Annotated in this window: 11 protein-coding genes; 5 read left to right on the forward strand and 6 right to left on the reverse strand. The window is 57.1% G+C overall.

What is annotated here, in order from left to right; all coding sequences use genetic code 11:
* On the forward strand, positions 1-190 hold a 190-nt coding region (locus tag QQJ84_RS12730; protein WP_284258611.1), incomplete at its 5' end, for a hypothetical protein.
* A 50-nt stretch (positions 191-240) separates the two neighbouring features.
* Here the strand turns inward: QQJ84_RS12730 and QQJ84_RS12735 are convergent.
* The 4 genes from QQJ84_RS12735 to QQJ84_RS12750 form a co-directional block, all read right to left on the reverse strand.
* Positions 241-2,181, reverse strand: coding sequence for a DUF3732 domain-containing protein (locus tag QQJ84_RS12735; protein WP_284258612.1), 1,941 nt, complete (start codon positions 2,179-2,181; stop codon positions 241-243).
* Positions 2,178-2,684 (reverse strand): three component ABC system middle component, encoded by a 507-nt coding sequence (locus QQJ84_RS12740; protein WP_284258613.1) that lies wholly within the window; start codon positions 2,682-2,684, stop codon positions 2,178-2,180. Before QQJ84_RS12740 ends, QQJ84_RS12735 begins: the two co-directional genes overlap by 4 nt.
* A gap of 2 nt (positions 2,685-2,686) precedes the next feature.
* Complete coding sequence (locus QQJ84_RS12745) at positions 2,687-3,898, reverse strand: ABC-three component system protein (protein WP_284258615.1); 1,212 nt, start codon at positions 3,896-3,898, stop codon at positions 2,687-2,689.
* 236 nt (positions 3,899-4,134) lie between these two features.
* The gene (locus tag QQJ84_RS12750) at positions 4,135-4,902 is read right to left on the reverse strand and encodes a site-specific integrase (RefSeq protein ID WP_284258616.1); all 768 of its coding nucleotides are present in this window, start codon (positions 4,900-4,902) and stop codon (positions 4,135-4,137) included.
* A gap of 657 nt (positions 4,903-5,559) precedes the next feature.
* On the opposite strand from QQJ84_RS12750, the gene QQJ84_RS12755 reads away from it, so the two are divergent.
* The 3 genes from QQJ84_RS12755 to QQJ84_RS12765 all read left to right on the forward strand — a co-directional run bounded on the left by QQJ84_RS12755 (position 5,560) and on the right by QQJ84_RS12765 (position 8,826).
* On the forward strand, positions 5,560-6,672 hold the full coding sequence (locus tag QQJ84_RS12755; protein ID WP_284258617.1) for an IS5 family transposase: 1,113 nt from the start codon (positions 5,560-5,562) through the stop codon (positions 6,670-6,672).
* Positions 6,673-7,684: 1,012 nt separating this feature from the next.
* Positions 7,685-8,428, forward strand: a complete 744-nt coding sequence (locus QQJ84_RS12760) for a TetR/AcrR family transcriptional regulator (protein ID WP_284258618.1) — start codon at positions 7,685-7,687, stop codon at positions 8,426-8,428.
* Positions 8,425-8,826, forward strand: coding sequence for a GNAT family N-acetyltransferase (locus tag QQJ84_RS12765; RefSeq protein WP_284258620.1), 402 nt, complete (start codon positions 8,425-8,427; stop codon positions 8,824-8,826). The genes QQJ84_RS12760 and QQJ84_RS12765 overlap by 4 nt, the downstream gene beginning before the upstream one ends.
* Positions 8,827-9,046: 220 nt before the next feature.
* On the opposite strand, the gene QQJ84_RS12770 is transcribed toward QQJ84_RS12765, so the two are convergent.
* Positions 9,047-9,397, reverse strand: a complete 351-nt coding sequence (locus QQJ84_RS12770; RefSeq protein ID WP_284258622.1) for a sulfite exporter TauE/SafE family protein — start codon at positions 9,395-9,397, stop codon at positions 9,047-9,049.
* Positions 9,398-9,661: 264 nt separating this feature from the next.
* Here QQJ84_RS12770 and QQJ84_RS12775 point away from each other — a divergent pair, with 264 nt between their 5' ends.
* Positions 9,662-10,225 carry a hypothetical protein gene (locus tag QQJ84_RS12775; protein WP_284258623.1) on the forward strand — a complete coding sequence of 188 codons (564 nt, stop codon included), beginning with the start codon at positions 9,662-9,664 and terminating at the stop codon, positions 10,223-10,225.
* Positions 10,226-10,307: 82 nt separating this feature from the next.
* On the opposite strand, the gene QQJ84_RS12780 is transcribed toward QQJ84_RS12775, so the two are convergent.
* On the reverse strand, positions 10,308-11,379 hold a 1,072-nt coding region (locus tag QQJ84_RS12780), incomplete at its 5' end, for a hypothetical protein (protein WP_284258624.1).

Consider the following 11,379-nt stretch of genomic DNA (forward strand, 5'->3'; position numbering starts at 1 on the left):
CGTCCCGAAGCCTTCTCTTGCCTCAAAACGGGGAATCATATTCCATATCTTCTGGGAAGAAGGGCCGTCGAGCACCGCTTACGATAATGGCGCGAAGCCGCCTAAAGACTGGCGGATGGGCAGCTGTCATCTAGTCGCCTTCTGGCCCTCGACGGACACAACACTGGTACTGCCGAAATTTGCGTCATGATTTCGGTGAACTTCAGGGTCTCGTCCTTGAGATGGCCCTTGCAGAATGACCTATAGAGATCGCAGCCAACTGACCGGAACGAGCTTGATGTTGTCCCGCCACCGCTGAACCGTCGACGCTTGGAACCAATCCTCAAGCAACTCGACGTGATCCATCACAATGATCTGCATGCTTGGGTATTTCTCCGCGCAATAGTCGAAGAGAAGCCGGTACAGGCGGGCTACGGCGGCCTGGTCCTCGTCACTCTTGCCGTCAATTTCCCCGACATCCCGTTCAGGCGGGTAATGTGCCTGCGACGGCTGATCGAGCATCAGGAATGCCGGGACCGGCCGCTTGCGGGCCCGGAACAGGCCATGGATCGCGAGGTGAGCGGCGACGTGGTAGCCGACCCAGTTTTCGCCGCTTCCAATCTGAGGAAGGGCCAAGGGGCCATCAATCGTGTCTGCGACGACGGTTAGGTTCTTCCGGTCAAGCCGCAGCGTATTGTTGCCGTGTTCAAGGTCGAGCGAACGTGCATATAGGGTGAGATCGCGCCCAACAAAACCTAAAGCGGTGGTAAGCCGTTCTTCGAGCGCCTCCTGGTCCAGCAGATGTTCGAGCTCTGAGACTTCGGCCCGGGCCCGCGCGATCTCAAGGCGGATACCGTCGTCAGAGGCAACGGTTCGCGCATTTTCGAGGTAGTAGCCGATCCGACCGGCGGTGCGAGCCTGTTCAGTGAATTGGTCCTGCTCGATTCTGAGCCTTTCGTTTTCCGAGATCCGCGAGAGAATGTCGGCTTGGACAGTCTTCAGCTGTCCGTCGAGGACGTTCCGATGCGCCTCAAGCTCCGCCTGTCGGGCCTGTAGCCGCGGGTTGTCCCGGCGCACCGATTGCAGCTGGCCTTCAAGTGCGGAGAGTGACCTGCGAACCTCGCTGACTGACGGAATGGGGATCGCAAGATGGCTGTCGCAAAGTGGGCAGGTTTCGGCGTCGCCACTGTCGTCGGCGAGTAAACCGATCGACGCTAAGCGGGCCTCCTGTTCTCGGGCCTCGCTCTGAAATTCCGACGCCTCGCGTTCAAGTCTTTGGACGTCGGCGATCTCATCGCGCACCTCTTGCATTTCGCCACGTAGGCGCCGCCGCCGATTTTCCAGATCTGTCAGGTCCGCGGCCGGATCGTCATCGTGGGCGTAGGCGAGCTCGCGTGGCGCCGCGGCAGCGGCCAAAAGGATGCGGAGACCGGCAGGAGTGTCAGCAAAGGCGTCCGCGGGCAACAAGCCAGCACGCTTCGCTTCCTGAAGAAGCGACTGGGCGATACCCGATGTCTCGTTCGCCATGGCGCGAGCTTCAGCATAGTCGCGTTCCAGCTTACGCAGACGCGCCCGGGCTTCGTCGTAGCGCACGCGCTGCAGATAATGGTCCTCGCCCATCGCGCCGACGAAGTATGGCAGTGTGTCCTTAATGTGTGAGGGTATGAACTGTTCGCCCTGGCGATGGAAAAGCAGGCGGCGATTGGCGATTTCATCCTGGGCCTGAAGACAAAAGAAAATCGCCTGGCTGGCCGATGCCTCCAACGGCGCCCGAGTCGATCCGGGATCTGGAACGTGCTTATTCTCCGCGATACCCAACACCATTGAGAGTTGAGCGCGCAGGCCGTCTGCGGTCACGTTTTTGACGAAGGGCTTCGGGGAGGCGGGAAATCCAACGACCCCGCGCTCGAAGAAAATGTCATTGCTGGCCTTGCCGGCCGGCCCCGGATTCCGTCGGGCTATCAGGATGCCTTCACCGTCACGGTCTAAAAGGATCGCAAACCAGCTCACGGTACGTCGGATCTCGCCCTCCGGAATGGTGCATTCACCCCGGCCCCAGCAGTAGTCAACGATGTCGAGCAGGGCCGACTTGCCCGTCTTCGAAGCCCCAGTGACGATGTTTAGTCGGCCGAGGACGAATTCAACATCGCGCCGTTCGCCGGCATGGGAGTAGATAGCTATGGCTCGGAGTTGCAGGGTCACGGCGTCACACCCATTATTTGGAGAATTTGGGCCGGCGCGCCTTGGTTGGCGAACCATCGGCCAAGCAAGGCGGCAGCGCGACGGATATCATCAACATCGGTCGTCGTTGTCACCTTCGTCGTAAGCCTCATGGGCTTCTCGCCCAACCGCAGCCCCTCAGCATCCACCGCCAGGACCCGATGCTGCGCGAGGAAAAGCAAGGCTTCGCGACTAATCGGTCGAAGGGCCCGGGTGCGCTCCGGCAGCTCGGCGAGTAGCGCCTCATTGGCCGCTGACCAAGTCGCAAACGTTGTGTTCGCCCGGCCGGGCAATATGGCAAGGGTTGGAGGGTGCAGTACCAGGGGCAGAACCACAAAGCCCAAGGGCAGTGGGAATGCCGTGGCGCGAATGCGTTCGTAGTCCTTGGTCGCGCGGGCGATTAGCTCACCGCAGAAGACCGGGTTGAGGAGTGCCGCTTCTTCGGGAGGGCGGTCGCGCCACCTCAGGCTCCACCGCGAGGCCAAGGCTAGACCTCCTCTGCGGCACATGCCGTCTCGTAGTCCGGATGCCATCCGACTCGCAAATCGTTGGCCAGGATGTGATAGGAGCCGACTGTCAAGAAGCGTTGGTTGACTGTGCGGAAGGGGAATCGAGCGTCCGCCTCAACCCAGCTGTATAGGTCCTGACCCGCTTGGCAGCGCGCCGCTTCGGTGGATTTTCCGTCACCGATCTTATCGCGCATCTGCTGAAACCGGGGTTGCCACTCCTCAATTAAGGTTAGCTCATACTTTGCGATCTCACCGTCAAACACCAAGTGCTCACGAACCCATTTCGACCGCTGGGTGAATGCCCGGTAGTAGTCCCGCTTGGCATATTCGATGCGGCTTCCGCCAACGCCGACCACTTTTAACTGCCGAACGAAAGGACGCCATTCGTAATCGGCGATTTCGTCAACGGTGGGGTCAACATGTTCTTGGTCGGCGACCAAGGTGCCTCGCTTCAGGCCGTCACGGATGTCGTCAAGCTTTGCCTCAATCTCCAGCACCGATATAGCCTCCGCGGGGCTAGCCATGAGCGCTTTGCATACGCGCGGCCACCACCAACCCTCCAAGCGCTCGCGGGCTATCGTGACCTGGCCACGGGGCGCGACCATACGCAGGTCATTTTCGATCGCCTCACCCAAATCATTAACCAACGGCTGATCGTCTAGGACTTCGATCGAGCTTAGGAGCGAAACACGCATGGCCGGGCCGAGGGCAAGGAAAGCCGCATAAGCCTCCTTTAATTCCTGATTGCCCCCCGCCTCCGCTACTGCCTCAAGAAGGATGGCCGCCTCCTTGGGCGCACGTGCTTTTCCGACCGGATAAGCTACAGCCGGGCGCATTTTGGAGGCTGCACTGCCGTCGGGCGCGGAGCCCGTGGTCACCAAGGCCAACCGGGTACGCGCGGGAAGAGTGGGATCTTTCGCGGCGGCTTCACTCCAGACGCGGAGTGTCTTCCAGAGATCGACACTCTTGTCCGTGAGAGCGGCGACCCTATTGATATGGTGTTTTGCCTGAAGAAGCTCGAGCGCCGTTCCATCTGTTTCGAATGAAACGTCATCTAATCGTTCGATGCCCACTTCGACCCCGGTATCGACATTTACATACTTAAGGCACAGGGCCAGAGCTAAGCGAGCCTGGTAGAGATACCCGGCGGCAGATGGAGCAGCACTGAAGTTCGTGGATGGGGCGGCCAAGTAAATACCTCTGAAGGTGCAATCTTCACTATTTATCGTTGCATAGCAATGGTAAGGATGAGGTTTGCGGTTGCGAGGTCAAACTCTATGATCTTGAAGGTGGGCGGGGAACGTCTTTGGTAGCATGGAAGACATCGCGACCGAGGGCTGTAAACAGCTCCTATTCGCCGTCCCCCTCTCGTACGTACGGAACGAAAGTGATCTCGGTTCCGGCTGGCTGGCGAACGAGCTCCCTCTTATAGCTGGGGAATGGCCCGTGCAGGACCGTCCGCATGCCGGATTGGCCTACTCGCTGTGACGGCATCGACATTGCTAATCGGCATTCGTCCTTGCCGAGCCACGCCATAACCTTGCTTAGATCTCGCTGACACATGCCCCATCATTTTGGCTAGCATCTCATCCGGGACATGCATGGCTTTTTGGTCGGATGCGAACGCGTGCCGGAAACTGTAAGGCGATGCGACATAGCGGATTTTTGGATACAGCTTACGTGAGAGGCTCCGAATATGATCGCAGAATGTTCTTGGATCCTGGATTGACACTCGGAGCCCTTGTTCCGGATCACTTGCCGTCACTGCCGCGAAAAGCTGCCACGCCGTCGGATTGTCGACCCTCACCCACAATCGGCGCTCGGGCTGGCCTGTGGTGGTGCTGACCTTTGCTCCCTTGATGGTTATCAGCAGACACCCCTGAGCCGTAATCGTGACGCTGACCCCCTTCTTTAACTCTGCGGGCCGTACTCCGGTCAGTGCCATTACTAGGAGCGGTGTGTAATATTCTGAGCCGACTGGAGCGGCCTCGACAATCGCTTGTCGCCAACCGGCCGGCATCCGGCCCAAATAACGTCTTTTGCTAAAATGAACCGCGCCACCGGCCGGAGCTTTCCATTTGCTTGGCGACGCCCACCGGCTCGGGGAGCCGCGATCATGGGGCGGATACATTTCGAGGATACCAAGATCTTGTTCGATACGCGTCATCAATTGATGTGCTTGCTTGTTGGACATCGCGCCGCCCGGGAGTTCCATCTGCCCATATAAGGTCCTGAGATCTTCAGTGGTCGAGTAGACTAGTGCTGCCCGGTTAAAGTTATACGACCGTCGTGATTTGGAGCCAATCTCCTCTGGCCACAACCCCCGAAGAGCCATGCGACGGGATGCGTTCGCGTATTGGATTAGTGTGCCGGGCGTCCGTGGCTCGACTTTTCTTGTCAGGATGTGTCTGACTTTTGAGCGTATTTTGCTCCATCGCCTGGTGACGCTTAGCGAATACTGCGGGGCTGACTGTTCTTGAAGGTCCATCCTCCAGGTTCTACGGGCGGGCTATGCAAATGAGAAAAACTTAAAATGTTTTGACCGTTTTAAAATCGTTTTGACTGACATGCCTCATTAATCGAGAGGAAACACGGCGATATTCGTGCCTTGGAAGCACACTCCTGACGTCAAAAATCAAAGGGGGGCATATAAAGGTTCGTTGTCAATTTTCAGATTTCTCGAAAGGCTTTCTCACTTGCATGAGTATTCGATAAAAATGGGGAGGATAGCCCGAGGAGAGAACCATGGAGTACACAGCAACCGAGCTCAGTGAACAGCTTAACAGGCTGCTGCGAAACCCTTGCCTTTAGCTTGAAGGACTGATTCTGTTCTCCCGTGAGGGAGGACGGTATGCGTGGTCTGTCTGGTTCTGGGGATGAGCTTTTCAGTTTTGTACGTCTTGAGGAGCGCGTTCCTGTGGATCATCCGCTGCGTGTGATCCGGGGGCTTGCGGATGAGGTTCTGGCTAGGCTGAGCGGCAGTTTCTCGGCGCTTTATTCTGCCACGGGCCGGCCTTCGGTTCCGCCTGAGATGCTGCTGCGGGCCACGCTTTTGCAGGCGCTGTATTCGGTGCGCTCGGAGCGGATGCTGATGGAGCAGATCAACTATAACCTGCTGTTCCGCTGGTTTGTTGGGCTTTCGATGGACGCTGCCGTGTGGCACGCGACCGGCTTCACCCATAACCGGGACCGGCTGTTGCAGGCCGATGTGGCGCGGGCTTTTCTGCAGGGGCTGCTGGCGCTGCCACGGGTGAAGCGGCTGCTGTCGTCTGAGCATTTCTCGGTGGATGGCACGCTGATCGATGCCTGGGCCAGCATGAAGAGTTTTGTGCCCAAGGACAAAGGCGATGAGCCGCCCGCACCACCGTCGGCGGGACGCAACGCCGAGCGCAATTTCCGTGGCGAGACGCGCAGCAACGAGACGCACGCCTCGACCACCGACCCCGATGCCAGGCTGTACCGCAAGAGCAGCGGCCAGCCGGCGCGGCTGTGCTATATGGGGCATGTGCTGATGGAGAACCGTAACGGTCTGGTGGTGGACAGCACGCTGACCCACGCCACCGGCACTGCCGAGCGCGAGGCCACGCTGACCATGCTGGAGCGCCGTGCCGGCAACAAACGCATCACGCTGGGGGCAGATAAGGCTTACGATGCCGCCGAATTCATTGGCAAATTGCGGGCGCGCAAGGTGACGCCGCATATCGCCGTCAACGGCACCATCTCCAAAACCGGCAAACGCCGAAAGACCGCCATCGACGACCGCACGCTACGCCATCCCGGCTATGAGATCAGCCAGCGCTGCCGAAAACGCATCGAGGAGGTCTTCGGGTGGGCCAAGGCCAGCGCAGGGCTGACCAAGTTCAAGGTCAAAGGCATAGCCAAAACCAAAGCCGTCTTCAGCTTCTTCGCCGCAGCCTATAACCTCGTCAGATTACCAAAACTGCTCAACCAACAGCCCGCATGATGCCGGGAGCAGGCCCAGAATAGGCATAAAAAGGCGCCAATTCCCTCAACCCACCAGTACGTCAAAGGAAAAAATCTCCCAGCCCGGTGGGTTTTGCAGCAGCCTGTTAAAGCGTTATTGGCCAAGGCAACACCTGTCCTTGCACTCCGCTGCGACAGATCAACTACGTTTTCGGTAAAGGCAGGCTACAGAAAGATATATGCACGTCTAAAGAAGCGGGGCGTAAGCCCTATAGATACTACGTTGTTCGCAGCTTCCACGAGTAAGCCATATGTCTCAGCGTTTGTCTTCGTCTTGATTGAAAAGATAGCGCAAGGTTCGGAAAAGTCCGAACGGCTCTTGAAAGCCGAAGAGCTATCGTCTCACGAAGAAATGGTGACGGCAATCGCGGAGATGGAGGAGGCATTTTCGGAGTTGGAACTGTATAATCCTCGTAAAAGCGGTCATCTGGCAATCGAGCAAAAGAAGGTCCTTGATAAACACGGTGTGGCGGTTAGACACGCACGCGTTGGCCATAAAACCACGACGAATGGACACGGCGTACCAAAGCGGAAACCAATTTTCGATTGTCGAGACCAGCGTCCTTGCCCCGTCCCAGAAGAGTTTTCCCGAGTCCGCTCACGGAGTTCGTGCCAGGGAACAGCAGCGTTCAAAGTAGGGGCTGGGGCACATAAAATGCGACTTGGGCCGAGGCTGGATCCGGAGTGTGCTTTACATACACTTTTTCGCCGGGACTTTAACACGATCACCCAAACGCGAGCATTAGACCTATCTACCGACACCGGCCTTCTCAGCGCCGCGCTCATCGCCAACCTTAAAGTGTCAAAAAGTCTTTATGGTCTGCCGCTTTATGGCCAATCGGCAATTCCGAATCGAGGAGGTATCAAGATTGCGCAAATAACACCTACCGCGATGACCGCAGAGATGATCCACACCGATGACATGCCGATCAGGGCGCTTGTACCTGGCTTGGGCACAACCAGGACACGGTACACCTGGACCTACTTGGTTCATGTACGGCTTTGGCCTGACAACCGCGTTCCTGAAGCCTCTTACAGCCTCAGCCATAATCGCAAAGGCGAGAGACCGTGCGACCGTCTTGCAAGCCTGTACGGCCCGGTCCAAGCCGATACCCTTATACATCGGAGCTACCGCCGCCATGGAAAACACCCGGGAAAATACGCGCGACCGGATCGTCGCGGCAGCCAGCAAATTATTTTGCCGCGAGGGCATCCGCAGTATCGGCATGGACCTGATCGCCGAAACAGCGGGGGTGACCAAGCGCACGCTGTATTATTATTTCAGAAGCAAGGACGATCTGGTTGCCGCCCATCTGGAAAGTCGGGATCAGCCGAACATGCTGCTGTTCCAGCAATGGTTCGCGGCAACGCAAGGTGGATTGGCGGAAAAGACGCGTGGGATTTTCACCAATCTGGCGAAATCGGCGCGGCATCTGAAGTGGAAAGGCTGTGGGTTCTTGCGCACCACGGCCGAGCTCGCGAACATGCCCGGGCATCCGGCCATCCAGATCGGTGCTGCACATAAAAAGAAATTCGAAAGCTGGATACAGGAACAAATCAATCTGGCGGGAATTGGGGAAAATCTCCTGCTGGCGCGGCACATCATGCTGCTGCTGGACGGGTCGTTCGCCGTCTCGCCGCCGCATCGCGATGCATCCTATATGGAGACCCCCGGCGAGGCCGCCTACACTTTGATCAAGGCCATGCTGCCGGGCGGAGAACGCGGCGCAAAATGATCCTCGCCCCGATACAAACCGAGCGCCTGCATTTGCGCTGTGTCGCACCGCAAGACGCCGCCGCGACTGCCGCGCTGATGACCCAAGCAGTAAGTGAGTGGCTCGCCGCATGGCCGCTGCCCTGCACGCCGCAAATGGCGCGGCAGCGGATTGAAACTGCCCGGGAGGCCGCCAGACGCAAGGAGGCACTGACCTATGCCATCACACTGCAGGATGACGGAAAGCTCATAGGGTGGATCGGCCTGGCGCGATGCGAGACCAGTCCGCGGCGCGCGGCGTTGAGCTATTGGCTTGGGGCCGATTACCATGGCCGGGGTTTTGCGCGCGAGGCATTATCCGCCCTGTTGGAGGTCGGCTTCAGCCTGCTGCAGCGTGATGTGATAGAGGCAGGCGCCTAGCCGGAAAACACCGGCTCCTTCGCCGTGATGCGGGCTTGCGGCATGGCCGAAGCCGGGCAACGCATGGTGCATGCACCATCACGCGGCCGGGACGAGCCATGCCTGTTTTACGAGATTTATCGCGCTTCAGCCGTGGCATGACGTGCCGCTAGCCGAAACAGCACCATGGAAATGCACGCCACGCACCGCCCAATGAACCAGGGCCTCCAAAATTGTGAATTCATAAAAACGGTCTGAGCAGCATCTCGCTGCCGATCAGCAGCAGAAAGACCAGAAAGCTGCGCCGGAAGAGTTGCGGACTGAGCCTCTCCCGGATGCTCTGCCCGGCCCACATGCCGATGAGTGCGGGGATAATCGCCAGCGCCGATGCGGCAAGATTGCCGGCATGGAAGGCGCCGTGCCATGCCAGCCCCGCCGCCATCGCAATGGTCGAGATTGTGAAGGGGAGGCCAAGCGCCTGGATGAGCTCCTCCTTCTCAAACCCCAAACCCTGAAGATATACAGGCTCTACAAAATTCGTCGAAGGTTCAGACCCAGCAAGAGCAGGATCAGGCCGCGAAAAATAAGCCATCCCTTTGAAGGAAAAGTCGCCTAGGTCAGTACGGCAGTTGGCCCCAGATTAATGGACCGCGTGGACTGGCGCTTGATCGACGTCGCAATTTTGGAAATACACACGTCATTGACGGCATTATTTAGTATTATATCGAAATAATACACTCAACATCTCGGCCGTGGGCCAAGCAAACAATATAGAGCGGTAGACCCTCAAACGTGGTTTAAAAAGGGATGCGCCCCTTGAGTTTAATCTCCGCATCGAGTCTCGAGGATTTTGACAATGCCCACCGTCTACGAAACAAAAGCCATCCGCAAAACCTTTGTCTGGGCTAGGTCGAATGTCCAGACCAATCTCCTCAAGAGTTTTGAACGGGGTTACCTGGCTCCCTCGCCGGAATCGGTGGACCGAGCTATTACCGAAATCACAGCCGAACTCAGCCTGTCGGGCTGGGAGGTCAGGGGCATTCTCCGCCTGGAGGGAAGCGAGTATTACTGGAATCACGAGGGGAGATCGCAAACCCATGACGGCGTTGTGAAAAGCTACAGTGCAGCTTACACGGCAGGCGTCGTTGTAATGTGCCAGCGCGCGATCGAAATTACTGAAGAAGAACTTGAGGGTCGGAAGAAGGCGCCGGAGTACCACCAGGCGGCAGCAGCCGCAGCCAACACGTCCGGAGCCGCCGCAGCAGCAGAGGTCCGGCTTGAGCTGATCGAGCCGTTCAAAAAGGGCGTCTTCTCGAAGGTATGGATGTTCGACGGTCAGGAGTACCCTGATGAAGATGCTGCGAGGACTGCAAGGGAGAAGAAGGCCAAGGCGGCCGAGCGAGCCCTTATCCGTGCCTAGGAACACTCCCGGTCAGTAGCTGATATCGAGACTGGTTCGTTCTCGTGGATGTCTCATATCACATTGGTATGCAGGCTTTCGATTAGGATTTTAGCTTGGGACCCAGTAGTCGATATACCCGCGACCGCGTCCGGGCCCACCCTTCGACTTCGTCAATCCAGACAAGTTCTGTTGAACGCCCTAAACTGTTTCCGTCCCTAATGTGCGCGTGGCCTTGAATATGTCGAGCGCTAAGATATGCATCACCGAAACCATCCTCCACAATATGCCAATCGACGATTTTTGCCGCGTTCGAATGATCGGATGGATTGAAATCGGCTGGTATCTTTCTGCCAATACCGGACACGGGCGCATCTAATATTGACTCTGCCAGATATGTTTCTCGATCCGTAAAGCGGCCCGTCTCAAGGTCTTCCATCAGAAATTGTCGAAATTGCGGATGGCTGAACCAAGCACTGGCGGCAAATTTAACAATTCTTTGTAGTTCATCATGACCGCGAATTCCGTAAGCGCCGAGTCGTATTGCCTGGCCCCCTGGCGTAAGATTGAAAATCGTGTGATCAGTACTGGGTTCAAGAGTAAGTCCAACGCCGGCATAATTCCGAAACACGGGCCCATCGTATATAAATTCATTGTGTTGCGTTGGCTTGCTCTCCCGTCCGAGGAAGAACCGCGCCATAGACTCTGGCATTGCCGCACGCCACTGATTCTGGAGACATAAAGCCCGTGCGACCGCGGATGCGGAAATGGTAGAATCAGAAAATAACGAGGACTCTTGATGCGCATAGATCCTTGTCGTTATCGTTTTTATGTGACCAGCGCGCAGCTCACGAACAAACCAACCGCGGACTTCCGGCTCTGAATCGATTTCGCATTTTGCAAATATATATGGTTGCTCATCAATGCATGGCAAGAATGAATTGATCAGAGAAAACATAGAGTCGGTATTAAGATCCAAGGTAGCAGACATGGGTTGCCTTTGTGATTTGAGGAGGTGCGGAGGTGCGGAGGTGCGGAGGTGCGGAGGTGCGGAGGTAAGAGTTTTCGGAAGTCTAGGAGACAACAAATCATGCGGATGCAGTAGATATGTAACCGTCAGCTGAGTCCCACCTTGTAGGGTTTTGCGCACTCTGCCTCTGATCTTCTGATTATTG

It is taken from the genome of Acidocella aquatica (genome assembly GCF_030160635.1).
In the GTDB taxonomy this organism is placed as follows: Bacteria; Pseudomonadota; Alphaproteobacteria; order Acetobacterales; family Acetobacteraceae; genus Acidocella; species Acidocella aquatica.

Excerpts from the sequence above, each read along its gene's own strand:
- QQJ84_RS12750 (WP_284258616.1), bottom strand. The coding sequence starts at position 4,902 with ATGTCCAACAAGCAAGCACATCAATTGATGACGCGTATCGAACAAGAT.
- QQJ84_RS12755 (WP_284258617.1), top strand. The coding sequence starts at position 5,560 with ATGCGTGGTCTGTCTGGTTCTGGGGATGAGCTTTTCAGTTTTGTACGT.
- QQJ84_RS12760 (WP_284258618.1), top strand. The coding sequence starts at position 7,685 with ATGTACGGCTTTGGCCTGACAACCGCGTTCCTGAAGCCTCTTACAGCC.
- QQJ84_RS12765 (WP_284258620.1), top strand. The coding sequence starts at position 8,425 with ATGATCCTCGCCCCGATACAAACCGAGCGCCTGCATTTGCGCTGTGTC.
- QQJ84_RS12770 (WP_284258622.1), bottom strand. The coding sequence starts at position 9,397 with ATGGCTTATTTTTCGCGGCCTGATCCTGCTCTTGCTGGGTCTGAACCT.
- QQJ84_RS12775 (WP_284258623.1), top strand. The coding sequence starts at position 9,662 with ATGCCCACCGTCTACGAAACAAAAGCCATCCGCAAAACCTTTGTCTGG.